This is a genomic window from Nocardioides sp. NPDC047086 (genome assembly GCF_040643685.1).
Taxonomy (GTDB): Bacteria; Actinomycetota; Actinomycetes; order Propionibacteriales; family Nocardioidaceae; genus Nocardioides.
Window position 1 is genome coordinate 51,327 of the sequence record NZ_JBEYUV010000017.1, and the last position, 23,692, is coordinate 75,018.

Here is a 23,692-nt window from a genome sequence, read left to right on the forward strand (position 1 = left end):
CCCGTTCGCGCAGGTCAGGTGGCCTGTGCGAAGTCGAACAGCGCGATCGGGGCCGAGGTCGGCTCGTCCGAGCCGCCCTCCGGCTCGACGGTGATCCCGGCCGCACTCGCGTCCCCGGCATCGCCGTCGAGGACGACGGTCTGGTCGCTGCCGGCGGGCATCAGGCCGGCGGGGACCATGACGTCGTCGTGCTGGAGCCAGAGCTCGTAGACCTTGCCGGCCGGTGCGGCCGGCATGTCGGAGGTGACCAGCACCGCCCTGTTCTCCGAGACCGAACGGACCACCCGGGCCCGGGCGTCGCCGGGGAGGTCGACGGCCACGGTCGTCGCGTCCTTCGCGCTCAGCACGCGCTCCGCGGCCGACATGGTCTGGCTGGAGTCGTCGTCGCGGACCAGCTCGACAACCGTGACCGCGCCGGTGCCGACGACGGCCAGCACCGCGGCCGCGGCAGCGAACGTACGCCATCCGAACCGTCGACGGCCGGAGTCGGCAGCTGATGGATGCGGAGCGTCCTCGCGGCTCGCCGTGGTCTCGGGCGGAAGCGGCCGGATCTCCTTGATGCCGGCGAGCAGGCGGTCGCGCAGCTCCGGCGGCGGAGCGGTGTCGGTCAGGCCGCCGAGCTCCCAGGCACTCTCGCGCAGGCTGGCGACCTCGTCGCGGCAGTCCGCGCACACGGCGAGATGCTCCTCGAACCGGGCACGCTCGATGTCGTCGAGGGCGTCGACGGCGTAGGCGCCGGAGAGGGCGTGAATGTCGTGCGCGTTCATCGGCTCACTCCCATCGCGTCGCGCAACCGGATCAGTCCGTCCCGGATCCGGGTCTTTGCAGTGCCTATCGGCAGATCGAGCATGGCGGCGACCTCAGTGTGGGTGTAACCACCGAAGTACGCCAGCTGTAGTGCCTCACGTTGGACCGCCGTCAGGGTCTCGAGGGCGGTATGGACGCGGCGAGCCTCCAAGGAGGTCTCCACGGCCTCGGCCGTCGTGTCATGGGGCGGTGTCTGGGTGGTGCCGTGATAGGCCGTGTCGTTGCGGCCGGCGGACTCCGCGGATCGGACCCGGTCGACGGCACGACGATGGGCCAGGGTGAGCAGCCACGAATGGGCGCTGCCCAGGTTCTCGTCGTACCGGCTGGCGTTGCGCCACACCTGGAGGAACGTCTCCTGGGTGACCTCCTCGGCCTGAGCCGGGTCACGCACCACTCGCAGCACCAGTCCGTGCACACGGGCGGAGGTCGCGTCGTAGAGGGCGGCGAAGGCGGCCTCGTCGCCTCGGGCGATGCGACGCAGGAGGCCGGCAAGCTCCGGGGACCCCGCTCCCTCCGGCGACGAGTCGCCGGAGGGAACTGAGCTGAGCGGTCTCATGTGATGATCCTCGCGGATATCCGGTCCGATGTCCCGATCAGGGCATCAGGACGGTGTCGACGACGTACACCGTGGCGTTGGCGGTCGGGATGTTGCCGCACAGCACCTTGGCGTTCTCCTTGCCGACGGTGAACTCCTCGTCCGAACCCTCGACGGTGATCATGTCGCCGGCCAGGGTCTCGTGCTCACCGGCGACCTCGTCCGGGCCGAGCTGGCCGGCCACCACGTGGTGGGTGAGGACCTTGGTCAGCGTCTCCTTGTCAGCCAGGACGGCGTCCAGGTCGGCCTTCGGGATCTTCGCGAAGGCGTCGTCGGTCGGGGCGAAGACGGTCAGCGCGTCGGCGCTGTTGAGGGTGTCGACGAGCTCGGCTTGGCCGACGGCCGATACCAGCGTCTTGAGCAGCGGGTTGGCGCTCGCCGCGGAGGCGACCGGTGCGGTCGACATGCCGTTGAACGAGCCGGCGCCGTCGGCGGGGATCAGCTTGCAGCCCTCACCGAAGGTCTGTGCACCGGCCTCCATGTCCTCCTCGGGGGCCGCCTCGGACGACTCGGAGGTGCTGGAGCCGGCGTCGCTTCCGGACGCGGTGTCCTCGGAGCCACATGCCGAGAGACCGAGACCCAGCAGGAGCGCCATGGACGCGGCGACGCTGCCGGTGCGGGTGATCGTGTTGAGCTTCATTTGGAAGAGCCTTTCGAGGGTTGGTCTCTTGCTGTCATCAGGGCTTCGGCACGGTCGCCCGATCGGATTTCGTCTTTTCACTCGGTCACGGTGACGACGATCTCCTGGATGCCGCTGGAGCCATCCGGGAACGGGGTGGCCCGCTCCTCGCTCTGCACGGTGCCGTCGCGATCGACGACCCGAACGGCCAGCTGGTGGCTGCCGGGCTCGGCGTCCCAGGGCAGGAACCACTGGCGCCAGTAGTCGATCCCGGCATCCCGGCCGAGTTCGGCCGGCTGCCAGCGGCCGCCGTCGATGCGTACCTCGACCTCGGCGACGCCGTGGTGCTGGGCCCACGCGACGCCACCGATCACGGTGCGACCGGAGCCGATGTTGCTCAGCGGTCGAGGTGTGTCGATCCGGCTGGACAGCTTGATCGGGGCATCGATGGCCCAGTCACGGTCGGTCCAGTAGGCCGTCGCTTCGTCGTAGCGGGTCAGGGTGAGCCTGGTGACCCACTTGGTGGCGCCGACGTACCCGTAGAGGCCGGGAACCACCAGCCTGGCCGGGAAGCCGTGGGTGCGGGGAAGGACCTCGCCGTTCATGCCGAGGGCGACCATCGCGTTGCGGCCGTCCATCGCGGCCTCGAGCGGGGTGCTGATCGTGAAGCCCTCGACGTCGGTCGAGAGGATCTGGTCGGCGTTCTCGCCGACGCCGGCCTCCTCGAGCAGCTCCTTGAGAGGTACGCCGGTCCAGCGCGCGGCGCCGACGAGCTTGCCGCCGACCTCGTTGGAGACGCAGGTCAGGGTGATGTCGTGCTCGACGTTCTCGCGTTCGCGCAGATCGTCGTAGCTGAAGGTCAGCTCGCGTTCGACGTCACCGTCGATGGTCAGCGACCAGCTGTTCTGGTCGACGATCGGGACCGCCAGCTTGGTGTCGACCCGGTAGAAGTCGCGGTTGCGGGTGACGAATCGGGAGATCCCCTGGTGGGTCTCCTCCAGCCCTGCCGGAAGCGCCGGCAACGGGTCGCGGACCCGTGGCAGCATGATGTCGGCGAGCGCCGTACGACCGCGCACGATCAGCTGCCCGCCGGTCGCCGCCGCGGCGGAGAGCAGGGCCAAGGCACCGAATCCGATCAGTACGCCGCGGCGGGTGGCGGTGCCTTCGCTCGGGTCTTCGCTCGTGATGTCGCGCCGGTGGCTCGGTGGGCGCTCAGTGGTCAGGGCGCGGGTGAGCAGCACCAGCACGGCGGGTCCGAGGACGAGCGCCACCACCGTGGGCAGGAGGTCGGTGATCTCGAAGAGCGGCAGGCGAGCCACCGCGGCTCCGGCGAGCAGGACCAGGCCCGCCATGAGTCCGACGCCGAGCTTCAGCCGACGACGGGCCACGACGCCGATCACGGCGGCGAACCCGATCGTGACCAGTAGCACGCTGCCGATCAGGATCGGCTTGTCCGCGCTGCCGAGCTCGCGTACCGCCCACTCCTTGACCGGGGTGGGCGTCGCGTCGATGACCGCGGTGCTGACCGTGAGCGCGGGGGAGGAGGCCGGGGTGAGCAGCGCCGCCGTCAGGTGTGCGGCGGACATTCCGGCCACCCCGGCGAGCACACCGGCGGCGGCATGGGCGAGGGTACGGCGATCCAGGTGTCTCATAGCGGGGATTCGCGCCCGCCCCCGGATCGGATTTCAGCGAGCGGACCCCGATCGATTCAGTCGGAGTCGCGCATCTTGGCGAGCCTGGCCCGCAGGCCGGGTGCCCGGTGCGCATTGGCGCGCAGCTCGACGTAGGCGTCGCCGTAGACCCAGAGCAGCGCGTCGTCGAGCCGTCGCACGGCGCCCGGCGGATAGCGGTAGTCCATCCGCGCCTTCAGGGTCTCCTCGTCGACCGAGCGCAACGCGTCGCCGAGCTCGGTCAGCGACGTGATCCCGAGCTCGAGGATGACGCCGGAGATCCACCCGTAGTGGTCGGTACGCGACCAGCCGGCGTCGGCGTACTGCCCGGCGAGGAACGCCGCCAGCTCACGCGGGCTGATGCGCGGGTCGTCGTCGAGAGGCTCCGCGCTGGCAGCGGTCCCGCCCTCCCGGAGCCGGTCCCTGATCGTGGAGAACTCACGGTCGGCGAGCTCGAGCAGGCCGGCAGCGAGCGTGAACCGGCGGTCGAAGTCGGGGACGTGCTCGCTGGGGATGGTGCCCTTGTAGCGGATGTCGTGCTCGAACTCGGCCCACGCGTGCTGCAGCACGGTGCGGATCTGGATCTGCGCCTGGCGGCCCCGCAACAGCTCGTACGCCGCCTGGCCCTCGCGCGCGGGGTCGAGACTGACCAGCAGGTGGCGGCTGGCGTACCCGAACCGGCCCTCGCTCGCGGTCTCCTCGCCCATGTCACGGTCGTCGTGGACCACCACCTGGTCGTCGAGGAGGTCGGCGACGGCCTGGACGTCGCTGTGGACGTAGGTGATCACCCGCAGCCCGATCTGGTCGGTGATCTGGCGCAGCGGGTCGGTGAAGACCTGCCGTCCGTCGACGGTCCGCGCCGCCTTGGCGGCGAACGACGCGACCGACTTCGCACGAGAGGTCACGGTGAGGTAGTTGATGCCCGCGTCGTCGAGGATCGAGGTCACCAGCTGTACGTACTGGTCGGCCGCCTCTTCCAACGTCGGCTGGATCGCGGCGTACTCACGGACCGCGGCGCCGGTGTCGTGGATCCTCGCCACGGCTCGCCCGCGCGGTGTCGGGCGGAGGTCGTCGGGCAGCGTCGGCGTGACGATGTAGCCGGTGGCGAAGTCCCCGTAGGTGGTGGTGCGCTCCGGTGCGCGGGTCGCGAACAGGCCGATGTAGGCGCTCAGCACCGCGTCGACCTGGTCCTCGACCGCGCGCAGCTCGCTCTTGCGTACGGCATTCTCGGCCGCCTTTCGCAGGGCCTGCCACGACGGGTTGTCGAGCAGCAGCGGCGGGTCGGCGCTCGCGAGACCCTCGAGCAGGCCGAGCAGCATGATCAGCTCGGCGCGGAGCTGGTCGATGTCACGGCCGGACTTCTGCTTGTACTTCAGCGTCCGTCCCAGGCGGAAGAGGGCCACCGTGGCGGGGTGGGGGTAGACCTCGATCGCCCGGCGCCGCCGGCCGGACCGCGGGTTCATGTCGAGCCCGAGGCGAGCCGCGATCCGGGCGCCGCGAGGCTGCTCGCTGAACTCCGGCTTGCTGGTGTTGGAGGGATGCGCGCCGGCATCGAAGCGAGCGAAGTCCTTGTTGAGCGCGGCCTCGGCCGGGCGGTTCCCGGTGGGGTTGGTGACGATCAGCGGAGCATCGAACGCGACGAGACAGTCGCCGTCGACGTACGGCTCCATCGCCGCGACGATCTCATCGTCGGTCTTGGCGGCCGAGACGTGGATGAGGCGGCCTTCCTCGTCCAGGACGGCCACGCCGGTGGGCCTGCGCATGCCCCAGGCGAGGTCGACTCCGATGAAGTACATGAGGCCAGACTGCCGGTCCGCGCGGCGCTGGCCTAACCTCTGCGGTCGTCAGCGGGTCGTCAGCGGGTCGCCTGCACGATCGTGATCGGCCCGAACCGGTGCTCGATGTGGTCGATCTCGCGGGCGTCGGTGAACCCGGCGGTGGTCAGGAGACCGACGATCCCCGCCACCGGTGGTCGAGCTTGTCGAGACCCCCCGTGCCGGTGGCCGTGGTCGTGGCCCGGCCCGTGGTCGGGGGCGCCGAAGTCGACGATGGTCACCCGCCCGCCGGGTCGCAGGATCCGGTGGGCCTCGCGTCCGAACCCCTCGCGCCCGGCGTCGTCGACGTGGTGCAGCGCGAGTGAGGAGACGACGTGGTCGACACTGCCGTCCTCCGGCAGCAACCGGTCGGCGTACCCCCGCACCAGCGAGAGACGTACGCCTCGCCGACCCGCCTTCCGGGCGGCGATCCGCAGCGCGCCGGCGTCGGGGTCGTGCCCGGTGACGACGGCTCCCGGGACGGCGCGAAGCACCGCGAAGGAGAGGTTGGCGGTGCCGCAGCCGACGTCGAGCACGGTCTCGCCGGACTCGATGCCGGCGAGCTCGACGGTCCGCTCGTGGAGGGCGCCCACTCGGGCGAAACGGGTGAAGAGGTCGTAGAGAGGGAGGAGCCAGGTGCGGCCCATGCCGGGCAGGAAGTCGCGGCCCCGATCGCTCTCGGTGCGGCCGTCGATGATCTGTATGGTGGTCATGTCTCTACAATGGGACATTCTGCGGATAACCGGTGGGAGGGAAGTCGGCGACGATGGGACGTTCTTCGGATACGGTGCAGGCTCCAGCGCGGGCGGTGCGCACCGTGCGCGCCGACGGCACTCCGGTCTATGCCTGGGACCAGCGCCCCGGCGTACCGCCGGTCAGGGTCGTCCCGCTCGATCCCGACTGCGACGGCGAGCACCTGCCTCCCGGCAACCGGCACGCCCACGACTTCTGGGTGCTCGCCTACGTCGAGCGCGGCGGCGGCACCATCGGCCTCGACGGCAAGCAGGTGACGCTGCACGATGGCGAGGTCCATGCGGTCGCTCCCGGGGAGGTCGTCGCCGCCGAGTCGCTCGCCGAGCTCACCCACGCCCGCGCCTGGTCGGTGGCGTTCACCCCCGACGCCATCCCCTCCCTCGCCTCCATCTCCCCGCTGACCTGGGCCCACCACCCGCTGCTCGCCCTCTTCGCCACCGACGCCCGCCGAGCGCGGGTTCTGGAGGCCGAGCGCCCACGCTGGCAGGCACTGTTGGCCGATCTGGCTGAGGAGCTACGCCACCCCGACCGCCTCGGCGCCCATGACGCCGTCACCGCGATCCTCACCAATCTCTTGGTCGCCTCCGCCCGCCTGGCCCCGACCGCCCCCATCGCCCCCGACCCCCTGGTCAGCCGCGTCTTCGACGAGATCGAGAGGACGTACGCCACCAAGGTCTCCGCCGGCGACCTAGCTCGGTCCTTGGGCTACACCCCCGGCCACCTCACCACGGTCGTCCGCCAACGCACCGGCCGTACGCTCCTCGACTGGCTCACCGAACGCCGCCTCACCGAGGCCCGCCGCCTCCTCCGCGAAACCGACCTCCCGCTCTCGGTCATCTCCACCCGCACCGGCCTCACCGACCCCGGCTACCTCGTACGCCGCTTCAAGGCCCGCTACGGCACCACCCCCGACCGTTGGCGCCGGGAGGCGAGAGATGCGTAAGGCGTCTTACGCATCTCGCCGTGCCCGCGCGGGCTTCGGCGAGCCTGGCGTTGAGCCAATCTGGGATGAGGTCTAGGCGGCGTGGGAAGTCCTCTAGGTCGAGCCCATAGAGACCTGGGTCGACCGGCCTGCTCCAGGAGGGTTCTTCGTCGTAGTTGAACTCGACCTCGGTGGTCCATTGACCGTTGTCGTTGGTCACGGTCCACTGCGACGAGAACCATGTCCCGGCGCCGGGCCGATACATCACCTCGCGCAGCTCCTCGATCGCGTCGAGTGCATCGGGTCCCGGGACGCGTCCGACCGTGCCGTCTGGCCGGCGTGCGAGCAGTTCGATCTCGGCGTACATCGTGAGAACTCGAGGGGCATAGACCAAGCTCGTCCATTCGCCGGGGACAGCCTCGGCGGCCAGCGCCACGATCTCGCTGATCAGCTCAGCCTTCCTGCCCGGTTCTGTGTCAGTCACTCCGGGGGCTCCGAATTCCATGCGGCGTCGATGTCGTCAGGGGTCATACCTGGACGCAGGTAGGCGGCGACGGAAGCATCCTTGTTGAGAAGTACGACGCGGCCCTCTGTTGTCGCGGGCGCCAGCGTGCTAGCCCAGGCTGCGAACTCGAGTTGCTGGCTGTGGTTGCCGTCGGTGGACAACATGCCCTCGCCGAGGTCGAAGATCTGGAAGCGTCCGCTGTCGTTGGCGATGCGTAGCGTCAGCTCGTCATCGAGGTCGATGATCTCGACGCTCGGCCACTGACGGCGAGCCGCTTCCAGGAGCGCTTCACGAGAGCTCGGAAGCACGCCGTCGGGTGAGTAGACGATTGCGCCGTCAGTCATCGTCGAGATTGACCTGCATGCGTTGCCGAATTCATGTGTGTCGGATCTTGTCGAGACCGTTGGCGGAGAAGGTCCGGAGCATGCCATCGACGACGTCGTCAGCGCCCCATCCATCGGGGGCAGCGAGATAAGAGCCGCCTGCAAGGTGACGCGACTCGATGCCTTCCGCTGAGGTCTCGACTCGGCCGACGCCGTCTGCGATCCAGATTCGGTAGCCGATTGGGATCGACCAACCGCCCCTACGAGCGGTCATGAGTGTTTCCTCGTCACGGAACGCCAGCGCGGCCGGCTCCCATGCTTCGATCGTCGAGATGGCGATGTCGTCTACAACTCGACCCGTGAATGCATCCGCCTGGCCCGGGCGAACCTCGATCGTGAGGTGGTTGTTCGGGCCGCGGCGACCGGCGATCCGACCGCCACACATGTAACGCATGGTCACTGAGGCCGTGGGCCCGTCGGCGTGGAGACTGAAGACGTAGCCATAGGCGGCGTCGACCTCACCCTCGTCGTCCCTGACCGGGTGTTCTGCGACAAGGGCCGCAAGATCACCTTCCCAAGGTGCTCCGCTCGAGATCGTCCACATTGCGGCACCGATGATGTCGCCGATCGCTGTCGCATGACGATCGGCACAAGCTGCGATCGTCTCGGGGGATTCGCCACGAGGAAGCCAGCCTGCCCAGACGTGCGCTTCTCGCGCCGCCCAGGCCGCCAGGTCGTCGACCATCTGGGCCATATCTCTGGAGTGTAGATCCCAGGCTATTCCGCCTGACGACGCGCTTCGTCCAACCGCTGCTGCATCCACAACGGAATGTTCTCTGGCTCGCGCGGAAAGTCCTCAAGGTCGAGCCCATACATGCCGGGGTTGAGCGGCTCTTGCCAGGAGGGTTCGTCGTCGTAGTTGAAGCTGGTGCGCCCGGACCAATCGCCGAAGTTGTTCTCGATCGTCCATTCCAGTGACAACCAGGTGCCGCCACCCGGCGTGTACATCACCTTCCGGAGCTCCTTGAGAAGTTTGGAGACAGCCCTGGGGGCGAGGGCCTTCTCAGCTGCGCCGTTCGGACGATGAACGATGAGTTCCTGTTCTGCGTACATCGAAACCGCGCGCCGTCGAAGAACTACGGAAGTCCATTCGCCCTCAACTCGCTCCGGAATCATCGGGCCGATCTGGGCCATGAGTTCACCCTGGCGCTCCAGCCCTGACCGTTCAGAGCCGGGGTGGTCTGACATTCTCGAACTCCTTCTCGTCTGCGACGCCGTCGATGCTGTACTCAACGGTGATCGTGGTTGGGACGGGCCCATCGTCGTCGTAATCAACGTACAGACTGAAGGACACGTCGTGGCCTCCGTCGACGGCATCTCTGAGATTCGACTCCAGTTTGTAGAAGTTGTTCGGGATGCTGCCGTAATCCGGTGAGCCGGACCGGTTGAGCTCCTGAAGCATCGCAACGATGTTGATGCGCTCGCGGCCACCGCCGGCGTAGTTGGCGACGAGGTGGCCCCCGTCGTAGCCGGGGCCACCTTGCTTTCCTACGTCGGCCTGGATATGTCCAGAGCGTGGTGCATCCCGCCGGGCCATGTGTGGGTCATGGGCCTCGATGGTGCGCGACCCGGTGTCCGTGATGAACACATGTCGGTCGCTGACCGCGTACGTGACGTTCGGAGCTGGGTAGTTCAGATCTGGGTTGGGATGGGCGGCATCGCCGTACACAGTCTCCGCGTAGAGAAGTCGGCCTTCTCCGTCGGTGTAGTAGGTTCCACGGCCCGGAACCTCGTAGGCGGTGTTCGGCTCCAAAGCGAAGCCATTACCCGGGAACGACGTACGCGGCCCGAGTTTCGGTCCCGGGGCACGCCGGCTGGTACCTGGGCGCGGCCACCGCTCCTGTAGCTGGCTGACCTTGGAGACCGCTAACTCAGCAGCGCCGCCTGACGATGTTGAAGCAGCCGCGGACGGCTGCGTGGGGGTGGGCGACGAAGGTTGTGGCAAGAGACCCGCCGGTCTGCCATAGGCGGTGACGGTTTGGTGCGTGACATCGTTCTGGAGTCCCGGAGCCACAGGAGGTGAAGACGAGTTGGCAGCGGGAAGTGCGTGCAACTCCGGATCGCGGTAGGGAACGACCGACCGTCGCCATCCCGTGGCCATCCCCCAGGCGAACCCGGCAGCGCCCCAGACGTGCCCGACCCCGTAGGCAGCGGGGCGTGTGAAGCGCCAAGCGAGGTAGGTGAGGACTGCGCAGATGGCGAGCTTGAGGGTGTAGTGCACCTGGGCGTTGGTCAGGACTGCGCTGAAGAACCGGAGCAGGCACAGGGCCACGACGAAGTAGATCGGTCCCATGACCAGCGGACCGATCACGCGATGCAACCAGCCCACAGCCAGGTCGCGGGTGCGGTCGAACATGAACAGGATCCCGGCGGCCGGTGCGAACGGGACGATGAGACGGATGAGCACGAACGCGAGCAGAATCGCCAAGCCAGCAATCAGAAGGTAGCCGCAGGTCACGATCACTGCGACCAGGTTGACAAGACCTGCGGTGGCGCGCTGGCCCCAGTGCTCGCCCTTGAAGTACTCGTACGCGACCGAGTCTTCCCGGTCGATCTGATCTGCGATCGTCTTGAACGCGTCCTGCTTCTCCTCGACGATCGTCTTGCCTTCGCCTTCAGGGTCGGACCGGTAGGTCTCGTACTCGTCGAAGGTGAAGTGGGTCGCCCGGAACAGGTCTGGTCCGTGCTCGCGGGCCGTGGCGGAGTCGGCATCGCCCAGGGCTTCGGTGAGCCAGGTGCGGTACTGCGTGGAGCGTACGACCTCGTCCATCTGGCCGTTGATCGCAGCCACCGCCGGATCCTCGCCGGGCGCCGGGTGGTCCTCGAACCCGGTCGCGATCAGCGTGACCGCGTTACGTACGCCGTCATCGACCAGGCGGACCGACTCGGCGGGGTAGGAGATCAGCAGGGACGTCCCGAGAAGTACGACGCCGGCCCATGCGACAGCGGTCGCGGATCCGGCGATGTGGCCGGTGCGTGCGCGCCAGATGGCGGTCGCGGCGACCAAGAGAACGGCGATGGTGATCCATGGGCGCCAGACCCCTTGGGTGACCGCACGGGTTGCGTCCACGACCGGGTTGTCGAGGGCCTGGACCGGAGAGTCGGGATCGACGACGGCGGCCAGCAGGGCGTGGGTCCAGTTCGGGATCGTGCCGGAGATCTGGAGCAGGATGTTCCCGATCGCCGTCCCCGCTCCGGCTACGAACTGGCCGGTGCACCCGTTGTCGTAGGTCCACAGCTGCGGAGTCGTGCCGTAGGTCGACTCCAAGGTCACGCCCTCGTCGTCGAACGGATCAGCGTCCTTCGGGCTCTCCCCGAGCTGGACGATCCACGACCCCGCCCCGTGCGGGGAGGCAGGGATGGGCGCACCGTCGTTGTTGCACGCGAGATCGGCCGCGACAGCCGGCGAACCGACCACGACTGACCCGATGACAACGAAGGTCAGGGCGAGCAGCGCCATGAGCAGGCGCGATCGCCCGCCCTTTCGGCGTATGCGAAGCGGTGCCCGACCACCCAACTCCATGTCCCCCGATGCTCCCGAAACCGAACAGCAGTTTCGCCCACCGTGCCGGGGGCTGCCACCGTTTACCGAATCGCCGGCTAAGCCTCGGTCGATGGGGCGAAGTAGTCGCCGAGCATCTCGGTGACCCAAGCCGGCTGGTGAGTCTCCCCGCGTGTGCCGAACTCGGCGAACCAAGGCTTCACGTCGAGAACCGGAGTGCCGTCGACGGCGTCAAAGTCTTCGACGTGGAGGTCGAGGCCATCGACCTTGATGAGCTTGCAGCGGGAGATGCCGAGCCAGTTGCGACGACGCATGTTGCGGTGGCCGAGGTTGCCGACCTCGGGCCAGGCCGGGTTCTCGCGGGCGCGACGTAGGCCGAGGTTGAGGTCGGTCTGGTCGGTGAGGTGGAAGAAGAAGACGACCTCGAGGTGGGAGAACTCCTCCAGCCCCTGCGTCGCCTCGACCGGGACAGCTCGGGGTCGAGGCGGATGATCGCCTGGGTCCCACCCCAGTAATCGTCGGTGGGCTCGATCCGGCCGCCGACGACCTGGGCGATCGGGGTCATGGGGATGGGTTCCACGAGTAATCCTTGTCTGTGGTGTTCAGCCTGTTGCGGTGTACGCGGCGGCCCGCTGGTCGCTCGGGTACGCGTTAGCCGCTCGCCGTCCCGAGAAGTTGCTGAACCTGTTCGGCGCATCCCCAGGAAAGGGTCACGCCGGCACCTCCGTGGCCGTAGTTGTGGATGACCACAGCGCCGTTCATCTGCTCAGCTTCGACCCGTACCTGGGGGCGCGTCGGGCGCAACCCGATCCGGTGCGCGATAACGGCTGCTGATGCAAGGCGTGGTTCTACGGCGATGCAGCGTTCGAGGATTCGATCGGCGGCAACGGGGTCGGGGGCTGTGTCAGAGGAGCCGTCGATCGCGGTTCCCCCCAGGACTACGACCTCGCCCTGGGGGTAGATGCACAGAAGGTCGCTCGACGTGCCCGTGTCTTCTGAGAAAAACCCCGTCAGGCCGGGGTTCGCCACGACCACATGCTGTCCCCGAATCGGGTATAGCGCGGTGTCGCCAGTCAGCGTAGAGGCTCCCATGCCGGAGCAGTTGACGATCACCTCGGCGTCGTTGAGCGATGCCAGCGTCGACACGTGCCGCTCATCGACGACGACCCCTGCAGCTTGGGCGCGTCCCAGGAGGTAACTGAGGTACCTCGGCATGTCGATGAGTGGCACGCTGAACCGATAACCAGAGCGGAATCCGTCGGGAAGCCGATCAGCGCCGACGGGCTCGAAACCTGGCAGTGAACGTGCCCAATCAGGTGCTTCATCATGATGTCGGCTCGCCTCGATGCCGCTGCTCACCCCGACGCCAGTCGCTGCGTCCGATGCCAGCTCGCGGAAGAGTTCGAGCGAACGCTGGCTCCATGTGTCCACCAATGACTTGGGCTCAACGAGGTACGGCCCCCACATCGCGCCTGCGGCCAGAGATGTTCGACCAGGGATCTCGTCAGCGACAACCCGGACCGGCTGGCCGGCTTCTGCCAGGATCACCGCCGTGGTCAGCCCCGCTACGCCTGCGCCGATGATGGTCACACGCTCGTCAGGCTGCATGGTCCTAACGTATCGAGTCGGGTGGTGGGCTCACGTGAGAACGGACAGCGCGGAGTCCAGCTTGGGTAGGAACGTGGCGACGTGAGGGTTGCGCTGACGTCGGCGGAGGTCGCGAGAAAGGTTCTTGAGGACGGCGACGCTTCGAGGTGACCGCACCGATGTCAGGCGTGAGACGGCCTGATCTCCGACCAGGCACGCCTGCTCCAGCTCGCCGCGCGTGCTGTGGCCTAGGGCCAGCCAGGCGCCTTCGAACAAGGCGCGTCTGTCGCTGGAGCCGCCGAACTGAGCGTTGTGTGCGCCAGTCTCAAGCAAGCTGGTCCCGTCGCGGAGCAACCGCGTCGACGATGTCGTACGGGACGTCGATCGCCCAAGCTGGAGCATGGCGTATCCGGCTTGGCACTCAAGATGGTTCTCGGTCAAGAAGTACATCCACCGCGGTACATCGTGGTTCGCGGCAACGGTGATCGTCTCGCGGGCTTCGTCTGCCGTCCGGCGGAAGGCATCTTCCTCGCCACCGGCGGCGTAGGCGTAGGCGAGACGCGAGAGCACCGATGCTCTCACCGATGGGGAGGCGTGGCGTGCCGATCGCTCGGCCGCTTCGCCCAGCGGGATCGCGTCGGTGGGGCGCTCGCGTGAGGCCGCCTGGAAGGCGAGGTCCGCCAGAATGTGTGCACATAGGGCGTGGTCATCGACTTGGTGAGCGGCGCGCAGCGCGGTGGCGAAGTAGCGCTGAGCCAGACCGTGCTCGGCGGCGTCGAACGCCATCCAACCGGCAAGCTGGCCGATCTCGGCGAGGGCTTGGAGCAGACGTTTCCGTGACGGCGTCGGGTATCCGCCTTCGTGCAGGAGGAGACCGATCGAGCGAAACTGTGCGCTCACATAGGACAGATGGTGGCCACCACCATGCTTGTCATCGAGTGCCTGTAACAGAGGCAAATTCTGCTCGACCTGGTCGACGAGCGGATCGACCAGACCGGTCGACGATGTCGTGACCATCGCTCCCGGCGCTGCCGTGCCATCCAGGTATTGCGACACGATCGCCGTGAGCCCTGCACCTGATATCGCGAGAAAGCGCCTCCGGTCGAGGAGCCCGCCGCGGACCCAGTCGTCCACAATGTCCTCCAGACCTGTCATGGTCCACGGTCGATCGAGGCCGCGGCCAGCCGTGAGCACAGGGGCAACATCGCTTACCTTGCCCCGCCAGAGCTCCGCGACCGAGACCACCCGGCCAAGTTCTTGTGACAGCAGATGTGATGTCAGTGCTGGAAGCGGTGCACGAGGGATCGTGCCCTTGTCGCGCCAGTGGTAGGGAGCGGACTCGGCAGCTGTGCCCGCTCCGAACTCGTGGTTGAGGCGCCGAGCCAGCATCTTCGGGCTCCACCCGAGCTCTTCCAGGGCAGCGGTCAGAACGGCGTTCGGCTGTTCAGACCGGATTCCCATCCGCCGTCCCCCAACTGTGTGCCAGCGTCGTTGATGCCCATTATGGGCTGATCAAGCGACGCGTGCGGGTGCAGCGACGCGAAGTTGACCGAGTTGACCCGTTGATCCCCTGTCGAGCGGTGCCAGTTCGAGGGTGTGCTTGGCGGGTGTCTTCAGGACTCCAACAGTTGCCGAAAACCGATGGGATGACTCGGATGTCGCCGTTCGCAATATCGAACCCGTTGCCCACGAATCGCGGCAAGTGTCGTCAGTGGATCCCATATCGCGTCCCGCGGTTGCCGCACGCTCATACTTGCGACCGGCCGCACGGTCACGGTGGGCCTGAAAGGCACCATTGCCCGTTGTGCGGGTGCTTGTGGTCGAGGCCGGTCGGTGAGGATTCGTGAGCGCGTCGGTGGCGGTCGAGGGCGGGCGAGCGCGTCCAGGCCGACCGCGCCACATTCCTGTACAGAAGTCGTCTTCTGTCGCGCCGCGCGACCAGATCCTTCAGGCCTCGGCCAGCTTGTTCACGTCGAAGGGCTTCGCTGCCACTTCTACTCGCGAGATCGCTGAAGCGGTGGGCATTCGGCAGGCCTCGCTCTATTACCACTTCGTGGGCAAGGACGAGATCCTCGCAGCCTTGCTCGGTGCCACTGTCCGTCCGAGCCAGGTCAAGGTCGCGCAGATCGAGGCCGAGGTGCCGCCAGAGTGTCCCGAGGCCGCCCTGTTCCTACTCGCGCTCATCGATGTCCACACCCTGGCGAACGCGCCTCACAATGTCGGCATGCTCGCGCTGTTGCCGGATGTCGTCTCGGCTGGCAAGGGCGAGGTCTACGTCGAGTTTCAGGATGAGCGCCGGAAACTGGCCTCCGCCTACGCGACCTTCGGAACTCGCCTCGCAAAGCAACACGGCGTGACCACTGCCGATGAGGCCCTGGGCGCGATGCTCATCCAGCAGGTCGAAGGGATCATCACTCTCCGCGCCGACGGCGTCGCCGTCGATGAGGTTCGCGCGAACGAGATCGCTGCTGGCTGCCTGCGCCTCTGCGGCTGTAGGGGAGACCAGATCAGCAACGCGCAGCAGGTCGCCGAGGACTTTGTTGCGAGACACCTCCGCAGGGGAGCACCAACCACCTCATGAAGCGTGTCTTTCCGTCTAACACGCGAGGAGCGGCGTTCACATTTGCACTGGGATGCAATGCGCCACCATCCTGACTGTGCTGTGACTTCCTGCGGCACCAGGCTCGGGACGAGTCTCGCGTCTCGCTGAAGTCGGCCCACGGGACGACACCGCAGTGGTGGACCTACGACAATGGCTGCACGGGGCAGCTCGTGGCGGGGGCGGGGACCTCGATCTGCAGCATCATGTTGGAGATCTCGGGGATCTTGTCGAACTGGTCGCATGCGCTGTCGTGCGTGGTGATCGGGGAGAACTCGTTCCTGCGGTCCCTAGACGCCCCGATCGTGGCAGCGAGCAAGGCTGTCACGGACGGGGTGTGGGTGCCATGGGTGAGCGTGCTGCCGCTGGCGGCGACGGTGATGATCCGGGCGCTCGATGGCCGGATCCCACGGGCGGTCACCTCTGCGGGCTGGGCGTTGGGGGTGCCGGTGGAGTCAATGCGGCTGGTCGAGGACGGGACGTGGTCGGCGACGATTCAACAAGGGCGGGACGGCGATGGCCTACCAGGGTCTCGGGGTCCCCGTATTGTTCATGGCCCAGTCAGATCCGGAGGCGCATCGACTGGCCTCGCGCCACATGGTGTCAGTCGGGCAATACTCAACATCTGATATATGGGCGAAATGTGCGCAATCTTCCTGAGATACTGCGGGAGTCGTGTCGGGGCGAAACATCACGCGTGCGACGCAATGCATCGGTCGCCGAAGCCGATGGCTGTAGCGTTGGCGTCCTATAGAGGTTCTGAGGAGCGGAGACAGAAATGGCATCAATTGACTTCAATCCCGAGAAGAAGTCGATGGAGGACCTGTTTGTCGGTCCAGATTACTACGTAATTCCGCGCTTCCAAAGGCCCTATAGTTGGGAAGCGGCCAATCTCGAAGACTTCTGGAACGACGTCGTATTCGATAATCCTGTTGGATACTTTATCGGGCCAATGGTGGCTTGGAGGGATTCCAGAAATCCGATTCGCAGAATCGTGGACGGCCAACAGAGGCTGACCACCATCGCCATCATGTTCGCGGTCCTTCGGGACCAGTTCGCTCTCCTGGGAAGTGCCCGGCTTGCAGATGGTGTCCATAGGTATCTGGAGAAGGCGGATCGCAACTTCGACCTCCAATTTACGCTTCAGACGGAGTCAAGTTCGAATTTCCTCGGAAATGCGATCCTCAGTTCGACGCCCGATCTTTCACTAGATCCAAATGGAGAGGAGGAGGAGGCGTTATCGAATGCAGCGAAGCAGATTAGGAAGCTAATCGCTGCGGAAGTTGACAAACGGTCAGATCCTCAGAAATGGCTTGCCAACCTTCGTGACCGTCTACTGGGCCTTAAAGTAATCTGGGTCGAGCACGGGAACGAGGATGACGCGTACATCATCTTCGAAACGTTGAATAGCAGAGGTAAGGATCTTGAGGTAGTTGATCTGCTCAAGAATCATCTATTCAACAAACTTCGTGGCACGCGGAATGCAAAGGCAGATGCTACGCGCGTCAAATGGGAGCGCATGCGGAGTCAACTTGCGGGCCCGGACGGTCGCAGGCGTATCGATCCAAATCAGTTCCTTCTTCACTGGTGGCAGTCCCGGGCCGATTACGTGTCTCGGCCGAAGCTCTTTGGCGCGATAAAGAAGAAGATAAAGTCGAAGGACACTGCGCAAGACGTCCTGGACGAATTGATCGGCGACGGTCAGCTCTATCGAGCGGTGATCCAACCGCAGAGTTGGGATTGGCCAATCGAGGAGAAGGAAGCTGCAGCAAGTCTCGAAGCGATCGCGTTGTTCGGTGTCACTCAACCTGCGCCTCTTCTTCTTTCGCTAATGCGTGCACGTGCGGCTTCCCCTAAGCTCAGTGCTGCGCAGTTCAGAAAGACATTACAGACGGTCGAACGGTATCACTTTCAGCACACGATCATCAGTGGCCTGAGCAGTAGTGGTGGTGTTTCGCAGATGTACGCTAAATCCGCGCGCGAGCTATATGCTGCCGGCCCGGACCAGCAAGCGCGCTCTGACGTTCTGGCCGATCTACGGAGCAAACTTTCGCAGCGGCGCCCGGATCGCGATCAGTTTATTGCGGCTTTCAAAGATCGGTTCGCAGTTACTGACGACGAGACTCGTGACAAGAAGTTGGTCCAGTATGTTCTGAAGCGGTTTCTTGCTGACGCTAGTCCGGCGACAGGCCTGAACAACTTGACTCTGGAACATCTTATGTCTCAAGACAGAATCGGAAACGGCGAATCTGTAGATACTGTGGGTTCGATTGGAAATCTGCTCCTCGTGAGTGAAGCGCTCAACACGAAGTTAGCGAACAAGGACTTCGAGAGTAAGAGAAACATCCTGGCTACTGCCATAGGCAGGCCCTACGATATCGGAGGAGTTCTTCATTGTGATACATGGACTTCCGAGGAAGTTGAGGCGCGTGGAGAATTGCTAGCAGAGCGTGCCTACGACACGGTTTGGAAGGTAATTTCCTAATTTCGTGTCAGCTACGGCTTCAGGCTCTCGATCTCAGGTCACCGGCGGGCGCCGATTCGTCATACCAACCTGGCTTGGTTAATGATTTCGGGCCGTTCCGCCCTGAAGTGGGGTGAGTTCGCTCGTCGCGTTGGTCGGCGTGGCAGTGCTTCCGCAACCTGGACCACTACCGACTCAGGCTCCTCCTCATTGCCGGCGGTCCGCGCGGGCCTCCACTTCAGGTAAGAAGAGCCACCAAACGCCGCGCGATCGCAGCCACCGTGTTACCCATCTGCGGCGCACCCGAAGAACAGCCCTTGACCGCCGCCTCACCGGGGAGCGGTTGTTCGCCAGGTCGCATAGTCTCGAGGCCCGGCCACGCCGACTCCGATGGTGCCGGTCGGGCCGGGCCAACCAGATGCCCACTTTCAGCGGCCGGGATAGGCGCGCAGCCTACGGTCCGGGCTTCTCATCGCAAGCCGGGCCCGACGACTTTCGTCCTCGCGCTGGTGAGAATCGCGGAAGCCGCCAACAATTCAATGCCTGCTGGCTCATTCCGCTGCTGTCAGGCGTCGGACATCGGACCTGAATAAGTCGCTCGGCAGCCTAGAAGCGCCCGGGGCCCTTGCGGCGTCGCTTTATTGGGTTCGTTACCCGCCGGTGAATGGCAACGTCAGAGAATGGTTGCCTGATGGAATGTTCTCGAGTTTTCGGACTTGGCGATGTACCCGAGTTGTTCCATCAATGACCGAATGACGGCTTTGCCGAGTTCCATCGGCACAGCGTTTCCTAGTTGTCGTTGTACGTCACGTCGATCGCCGCTGATCTTGAAATCATCAGGGAATGACATAATTCGAAGGATCTCGTTCACGCGTAGGCGACGAGCGCGTTCGACTCCGTCGCTGTTCTTGACATTCTCCCAATGGAACGGACCGACCCATGGTCCAGGCTGGGCTTGGAGAGTGCTTGACGGTCGATTCGGGTCGAGGCGCAAGAGAAAGGTCCAGTACCTGCTGCGCCACGCGAACGCATCACGACCGCCATACCGCGTCGTGTGCCACAGATAGTTCTGTCCAGGCGGAATCTCTGCAGCTAGGTCACCGTACCGACCGTCAACGATGTCATCTGTAACCCCGCCCGGCAGCCCAGGTAAGTCGGAAAAGGCCTGGGAGGTGGTGACATGTGGGAGCTTGGTGCGGTCATACGATCGAGTGTGTTCGCTCCATCCGGCGTGCGTCGGCTCGGGAAAGTTGAACTGCTCGCCGTCTCGACGTCCCACTACAAATACGCGTCGCCTTAGTTGCGGTACCCCGTAGTCTGCGGCTAGAAGCACCTTCCACTGAGGGTTATATCCCAACTCTCCTAGGTTCTTGAGTAGGCGCTCGAACTGCGCTTTATGAGTCTTATAGGTTAGGCCCTGAACATTCTCAAGGATAAACGCTTGAGGTCGTGCCTCCCGCACCACGCGGACGTAATCGTCGAGGAGGGATGCATTGGGATCTCGGCTTTCTCGCTTCTGTTCTAACCAGAAGCCAGACTTGCTGAACGGAGTGCACGGCGGACCGCCAATGAGCAGCGCAGGTTCCTGTGGTCGAAGCCCTCCAGCTTCGAGGATCTGCTCCGTCGATGTTGTGCGGATGTCGCCAGCCAACGTGGCTGTGTGCTCGAAGTTTCCTCGCAGTGTGTCGAGGGCAGGGTCGTTGTAGTCGGTCGCGACCGCAACTTGAAGGAGGCCCGAGCCGGGGTCTGAGGTGGCGAGTGGCTCAGCATCAGCCCGCTCCGCCGCGAGGTCTAGGCCACCTGCTCCGGAGAACAAGCTCACGACAGGGAGCTGATCGCCCATGGTCACTCCGCTCTATGTAGGTCAGTTGGTTGGCCATCTCCGATGATCGTCGGCGTGGCTGTGCCCAGTCTGCCCGAGACCACCGACAGATTCGCGATCCGTGCCGCGTGGTGCGGAGGCCACGTGGGACGACAGTAGGTGGCCTAGTAACCGATGAGCAGGATGCCTTCGAATGGAAATCGGAGTCGCTGACTCGCGTAGACCGCGGCTAGCAGGTCGCTGGTGTTGCGGTAGGCCAGCTCGACGCCGGTCCGCGCACCGGCCTTGAAGCGGTACTCGATTGGAAGGATGAGGACGAGGAAGCGCGCGTCGACGATCAAGCTCGTACGGACCAGGTCGCGGTAATCGGCGTTCGATCGGGCACCTCGACCTGCTTCCACTTCGACGACGATCCCAAGCGCGTCGTGCGCGGCGTCGACCTCGTAGGTGAGGGTCGGGACCCCGTTCTCGCCGAACAGCACTGGTCGGCGGATCTTGCCGACCCGCTCGCGGCCGGTCTCGACCGCGTATCCCAGGGAGTCGAGCGCCGGAGCGATGGTCGCGAGGACTTCGTTGCTGCTGGGCCTGTTCCCCGCAAGCGTGGAGATCTCGTCTCGAAAGCTAGTGAGAGAACCAACGAGCTGCTGTGCCCAGCCGGGCGGCTGCTCGTTCGTTGGGTAGTAGCGCCAGTGTGGGAACGACACGGATACACGATGTCAAGCAAAGCTGCGCGCCGCAGGCGAATCTACGCAAGACTTGCCTGTCGTGGAGATCGCTGGACGCTCGTACGCACGGACCTACAAACAGTCGGGCAAGCGGGACATTGTCGAGTTCCTGGCGGAGGCCGTGCGTCAGTCCGGCGGTCGCCTTCTCTCGGTGAGCGAACACACCCGTGCGCCGGTTTTCCTTGGCGTCGAGACCTCCCAGGGTGAGCGCATCGGGATCATGGTCTACCCGTTTCGCTGCAATCCAGCGCCGATCAAGGGACGACCGATCGATGAGCACCGTTTTCAAATCAGGTACGGAGGCGAAAAAACCTGGTTCGAACTCGATCATCCCATCGGGCGAGACGTCGCAATGGTCGACGTAACCATCTTGGTGGGCGTGCACTTGCAGTCCCAACTGTTCGTTGGTGTTGACCCTTCTCTCTATGACCCGCTGCCCATGGGTATCTCCGTGGAGTTCAAAGACGAGCAGATCGACGCTGCTCTAGACGACACCTGGGTCACGTGGGAACGCGACGCCCGTCCGGGTGTCCAACGAGGAGTTCCCCGAGCTCGCGATGGCTTGGAAGCACTAGTCGCGTTCACTCCGGACCGGTTCCTGGATTACGTCCGTTTCGAGCGGGAAGCAACTGATCTCGCTCTCGACCCACCGCTGCGCTACCGTGCGGCAACTGCAGCGCAGGCGGCTCCGGATGCGACATCCTCTGGGACTCGGCACGCGCTGGAGAGCGAGTTCGACCTCGACCACGCCACGTTGTTGAACATCATCGAGCAGCGGGGTCGGTTGAAGGTGGCCGTCAAGGGAGGGGTGGCTGAGCACCATCTGGAAACGGCGCTGCAGAACGATCCGCAGGTGGCGAAGGTCGTGCAGATCGATCGAGATGGGCCGCCGGACTTCGAGATTACCCTCCATGACGGCACCGTCTTGCGGGTGGAGTGTAAGAACGCCAGCCCGAAAGCCTATGCTCGGGCAATCGGGCCAGACGACGCGCCTGGAGATCCTAAGGTCGAGGTTCAGAAAACGCGGGCGCAGAAGGGCGACCCATCAGGGCGTCTCTACTCGCCAGAGCAGTTCGATGTGCTGGCAGCGTGCCTCTTCGCAACGACGGGTCACTGGGAGTTCCGATTCCGTCGGGCGACCAGCATGACGCGGGACGAAACGTTTCCGAACAAGATTGCTGCGATGCAGCGGGTTAACCGCCTCTGGTCTGACACCGTGACTGGGTCGCTGTAGCTGCGTGGGATCCTCGCGTGATCGCTCGAACCCATCGAGGGGGACCGAACGTGGATGGCGTCCACAACATCGATTGCCGCGATGTTCGCCCGAGGCTTCGTCATGATGACCTTTGCTCACTCCACGATTGGGTGAACCGTTCGTAGGATGACGTCGACCACAGCATCAACTGAGTCATGCTCCCAGAAGCGGAGCACGGTCCAGCCTGCGGATGTCAGTAGGGTGTCGGTATCGCGATCGCGGTCGCGATTCCGCTGGATCTTTGCCGACCAGTAATCGGCGTTCGTGCGCGCCGCCGTGCCATGGTCAGGGCAACCGTGCCAATAGCAGCCGTCAATGAACACGGCCACCCGCGCTCGGGAGAAGACGAGATCGGCTCTTCGATTCAGATCATCCAATGGACGGACGTCGACCCGGTAGCGGAGCCCGAGGGCGTGAACCGCACGGCGCACGGCCATCTCCGGAACTGTGTCTCTTCGCCGGTTGCCCTTCATCACCGCCCGCGCCGCCGGTGACGAGGCCCATGACTCGCCCCTATCTGTCACAGTTCGAGTCTCGCACCTTGGGTGTAGTGGGCGTCCGGAGTGCGAGGTGGGCGGAGCGGATCATTGATCTACGCTGACCCCATGACCAGGGGGCCGCGCCGGGCGACGGTGAAGGATGTCGCGGCGCTTGCGGGGGTGTCGCCGAAGACGGTGTCGAACGTGATGAACGAGACCGCGTTCGTACGCCCGGACACCCGCGAGAAGGTGCTGGCGGCGGTGGAGGAGCTGGGGTTCGTACCTAACCTGAGCGCCCGGAGCCTGCGGAACGGGAGGACCGGCGTGATCGCGCTGGCGCTGCCGGATCTGGCGACGGCGTTCTCGGCGGATGTCGTGCACCGGGTGGTGCAGGTGGCGCACGAGCGGGGGATGGCGGTCCAGATCGAGGAGACGGGGGCGGAGCCGAAGCGGGAGTACGACCTGGTCTCGCGGGCCCGGGAGCACCAGATCGACGGGCTGATCCTCAATCCGATCCGGCTCAAGGACAGCATCGTCGTCCACGACGACCAGCTGCCGCCGGTGGTGCTGATCGGCGAGGTCGAGCAGCACAAGGTCGACCGGGTGCTGATCGACAGCCGGCAGGCCGGGTACGAGGTGACGAAGCACCTGCTCGAGCGCGGGGCGCGGCGGATCGCCGCCCTGGGCGGGGAGACCGGCGCACAGGACGCCACGGCGACCAGCATCCAACGCCTCGAGGGCTATCACCGGGCGCTGGCCGAGCAGGGGATCGAGGCGGACCCGCAGCTGGAGGTGTACGTCGAGGAGTGGTCGATGGTGGGTGGCGCCGAGGCCGCCGCCGAGCTGCTGACCCGTGACACCGGCTTCGACGCGATCGTCGCGTTCACCGACTCGATCGCGTTCGGCGCGCTGCACGTGCTCGACGAGCACGGGATCTCGGTGCCCGACGACGTCCTGATGACCGGCTTCGACGACGTCGAGCACGCCCGCTTCATGAACCCGTCGCTGACCACCATCGCCCTGAACCGGCACGCGTTCGCCGAGGCGGCGGTCGATCTGCTGCTGACCCGGATCGCCGACCGGACGAGCCCTCCGCGCGCGGTCGCGGTCCCGCACGAGCTGGTCGTCCGGGGGAGTACGACGCGGTAGTGACGATCAGTGCGCGGTCCAGCGGCCGTGCGCGATCCACAC

General features: G+C 65.5%; 23 protein-coding genes. 5 read left to right on the top strand and 18 right to left on the bottom strand.

Going from position 1 to position 23,692, the window contains the following annotated elements; all coding sequences use genetic code 11:
- Window positions 1–14 precede the first annotated feature (14 nt).
- The 6 genes from ABZ796_RS14205 to ABZ796_RS14230 form a co-directional block, all read right to left on the bottom strand.
- Window positions 15–767: an anti-sigma factor gene (locus tag ABZ796_RS14205; RefSeq protein WP_357337625.1), complete on the bottom strand. Its 753-nt coding sequence runs from the start codon at window positions 765–767 to the stop codon at window positions 15–17.
- Window positions 764–1,363, bottom strand: a complete 600-nt coding sequence (gene sigK, locus ABZ796_RS14210; protein WP_357337626.1) for an ECF RNA polymerase sigma factor SigK — start codon at window positions 1,361–1,363, stop codon at window positions 764–766. The genes ABZ796_RS14205 and sigK overlap by 4 nt, the downstream gene beginning before the upstream one ends.
- A gap of 37 nt (window positions 1,364–1,400) precedes the next feature.
- Entirely contained in the window at window positions 1,401–2,042 is a 642-nt protein-coding gene (locus ABZ796_RS14215; RefSeq protein WP_357337627.1) for a fasciclin domain-containing protein, read from the bottom strand.
- A gap of 77 nt (window positions 2,043–2,119) precedes the next feature.
- Window positions 2,120–3,673: a molybdopterin-dependent oxidoreductase gene (locus ABZ796_RS14220; RefSeq protein WP_357337628.1), complete on the bottom strand. Its 1,554-nt coding sequence runs from the start codon at window positions 3,671–3,673 to the stop codon at window positions 2,120–2,122.
- A gap of 56 nt (window positions 3,674–3,729) precedes the next feature.
- Entirely contained in the window at window positions 3,730–5,487 is a 1,758-nt protein-coding gene (locus ABZ796_RS14225; RefSeq protein WP_357337629.1) for a DUF429 domain-containing protein, read from the bottom strand.
- A gap of 59 nt (window positions 5,488–5,546) precedes the next feature.
- Window positions 5,547–6,218 carry a class I SAM-dependent methyltransferase gene (locus ABZ796_RS14230; RefSeq protein WP_357337630.1) on the bottom strand — a complete coding sequence of 224 codons (672 nt, stop codon included), beginning with the start codon at window positions 6,216–6,218 and terminating at the stop codon, window positions 5,547–5,549.
- Window positions 6,219–6,292: 74 nt separating this feature from the next.
- On the opposite strand from ABZ796_RS14230, the gene ABZ796_RS14235 reads away from it, so the two are divergent.
- The gene (locus ABZ796_RS14235; protein ID WP_357337632.1) at window positions 6,293–7,201 is read left to right on the top strand and encodes an AraC family transcriptional regulator; all 909 of its coding nucleotides are present in this window, start codon (window positions 6,293–6,295) and stop codon (window positions 7,199–7,201) included.
- On the opposite strand, the gene ABZ796_RS14240 is transcribed toward ABZ796_RS14235, so the two are convergent.
- From ABZ796_RS14240 to ABZ796_RS14275, 8 genes are all read right to left on the bottom strand, one after another.
- On the bottom strand, window positions 7,143–7,685 hold the full coding sequence (locus ABZ796_RS14240; protein WP_357337633.1) for an agglutinin cell wall attachment protein: 543 nt from the start codon (window positions 7,683–7,685) through the stop codon (window positions 7,143–7,145). The genes ABZ796_RS14235 and ABZ796_RS14240 overlap by 59 nt on opposite strands.
- Window positions 7,661–8,029, bottom strand: a complete 369-nt coding sequence (locus ABZ796_RS14245; RefSeq protein WP_357337634.1) for a hypothetical protein — start codon at window positions 8,027–8,029, stop codon at window positions 7,661–7,663. The genes ABZ796_RS14240 and ABZ796_RS14245 overlap by 25 nt, the downstream gene beginning before the upstream one ends.
- A 31-nt stretch (window positions 8,030–8,060) precedes the next feature.
- Entirely contained in the window at window positions 8,061–8,762 is a 702-nt protein-coding gene (locus ABZ796_RS14250; RefSeq protein ID WP_357337635.1) for a hypothetical protein, read from the bottom strand.
- 23 nt (window positions 8,763–8,785) lie between these two features.
- Window positions 8,786–9,256, bottom strand: coding sequence for an agglutinin cell wall attachment protein (locus ABZ796_RS14255; protein ID WP_357337636.1), 471 nt, complete (start codon window positions 9,254–9,256; stop codon window positions 8,786–8,788).
- On the bottom strand, window positions 9,234–11,138 hold the full coding sequence (locus ABZ796_RS14260; protein ID WP_357337637.1) for a DNA/RNA non-specific endonuclease: 1,905 nt from the start codon (window positions 11,136–11,138) through the stop codon (window positions 9,234–9,236). The genes ABZ796_RS14255 and ABZ796_RS14260 overlap by 23 nt, the downstream gene beginning before the upstream one ends.
- 530 nt (window positions 11,139–11,668) lie before the next feature.
- Window positions 11,669–12,157 (bottom strand): TrmO family methyltransferase, encoded by a 489-nt coding sequence (locus ABZ796_RS14265; protein ID WP_357337693.1) that lies wholly within the window; start codon window positions 12,155–12,157, stop codon window positions 11,669–11,671.
- Between the two features lie 64 nt (window positions 12,158–12,221).
- On the bottom strand, window positions 12,222–13,178 hold the full coding sequence (locus tag ABZ796_RS14270; RefSeq protein WP_357337638.1) for an FAD-dependent oxidoreductase: 957 nt from the start codon (window positions 13,176–13,178) through the stop codon (window positions 12,222–12,224).
- 30 nt (window positions 13,179–13,208) lie between these two features.
- The gene (locus tag ABZ796_RS14275) at window positions 13,209–14,618 is read right to left on the bottom strand and encodes a carph-isopro domain-containing protein (RefSeq protein WP_357337639.1); all 1,410 of its coding nucleotides are present in this window, start codon (window positions 14,616–14,618) and stop codon (window positions 13,209–13,211) included.
- A gap of 382 nt (window positions 14,619–15,000) precedes the next feature.
- Between ABZ796_RS14275 and ABZ796_RS14280 the strand changes: the two genes are divergently transcribed.
- A complete protein-coding gene (locus tag ABZ796_RS14280; RefSeq protein ID WP_357337640.1) occupies window positions 15,001–15,738 on the top strand; it encodes a TetR/AcrR family transcriptional regulator in 738 nt (245 codons plus the stop codon).
- 163 nt (window positions 15,739–15,901) lie between these two features.
- Here the strand turns inward: ABZ796_RS14280 and ABZ796_RS14285 are convergent, their stop codons facing one another.
- Entirely contained in the window at window positions 15,902–16,177 is a 276-nt protein-coding gene (locus ABZ796_RS14285; protein WP_357337641.1) for a hypothetical protein, read from the bottom strand.
- Between the two features lie 357 nt (window positions 16,178–16,534).
- On the opposite strand from ABZ796_RS14285, the gene ABZ796_RS14290 reads away from it, so the two are divergent.
- The gene (locus ABZ796_RS14290; protein WP_357337642.1) at window positions 16,535–18,241 is read left to right on the top strand and encodes a DUF262 domain-containing HNH endonuclease family protein; all 1,707 of its coding nucleotides are present in this window, start codon (window positions 16,535–16,537) and stop codon (window positions 18,239–18,241) included.
- A gap of 652 nt (window positions 18,242–18,893) precedes the next feature.
- Here ABZ796_RS14290 and ABZ796_RS14295 read toward each other — a convergent pair.
- Both ABZ796_RS14295 and ABZ796_RS14300 read right to left on the bottom strand, forming a co-directional pair.
- On the bottom strand, window positions 18,894–20,063 hold the full coding sequence (locus ABZ796_RS14295; RefSeq protein ID WP_357337643.1) for a DNA cytosine methyltransferase: 1,170 nt from the start codon (window positions 20,061–20,063) through the stop codon (window positions 18,894–18,896).
- Between the two features lie 143 nt (window positions 20,064–20,206).
- Window positions 20,207–20,746, bottom strand: coding sequence for a hypothetical protein (locus tag ABZ796_RS14300; protein WP_357337644.1), 540 nt, complete (start codon window positions 20,744–20,746; stop codon window positions 20,207–20,209).
- 61 nt (window positions 20,747–20,807) lie between these two features.
- Here ABZ796_RS14300 and ABZ796_RS14305 point away from each other — a divergent pair, with 61 nt between their 5' ends.
- Window positions 20,808–22,001, top strand: coding sequence for a hypothetical protein (locus ABZ796_RS14305; protein WP_357337645.1), 1,194 nt, complete (start codon window positions 20,808–20,810; stop codon window positions 21,999–22,001).
- Window positions 22,002–22,117: 116 nt separating this feature from the next.
- On the opposite strand, the gene ABZ796_RS14310 is transcribed toward ABZ796_RS14305, so the two are convergent.
- Window positions 22,118–22,546 carry a very short patch repair endonuclease gene (locus tag ABZ796_RS14310; protein ID WP_357337646.1) on the bottom strand — a complete coding sequence of 143 codons (429 nt, stop codon included), beginning with the start codon at window positions 22,544–22,546 and terminating at the stop codon, window positions 22,118–22,120.
- 81 nt (window positions 22,547–22,627) lie between these two features.
- Here ABZ796_RS14310 and ABZ796_RS14315 point away from each other — a divergent pair, with 81 nt between their 5' ends.
- Window positions 22,628–23,650 (top strand): LacI family DNA-binding transcriptional regulator, encoded by a 1,023-nt coding sequence (locus ABZ796_RS14315; RefSeq protein WP_357337647.1) that lies wholly within the window; start codon window positions 22,628–22,630, stop codon window positions 23,648–23,650.
- Window positions 23,651–23,692: the final 42 nt, after the last annotated feature.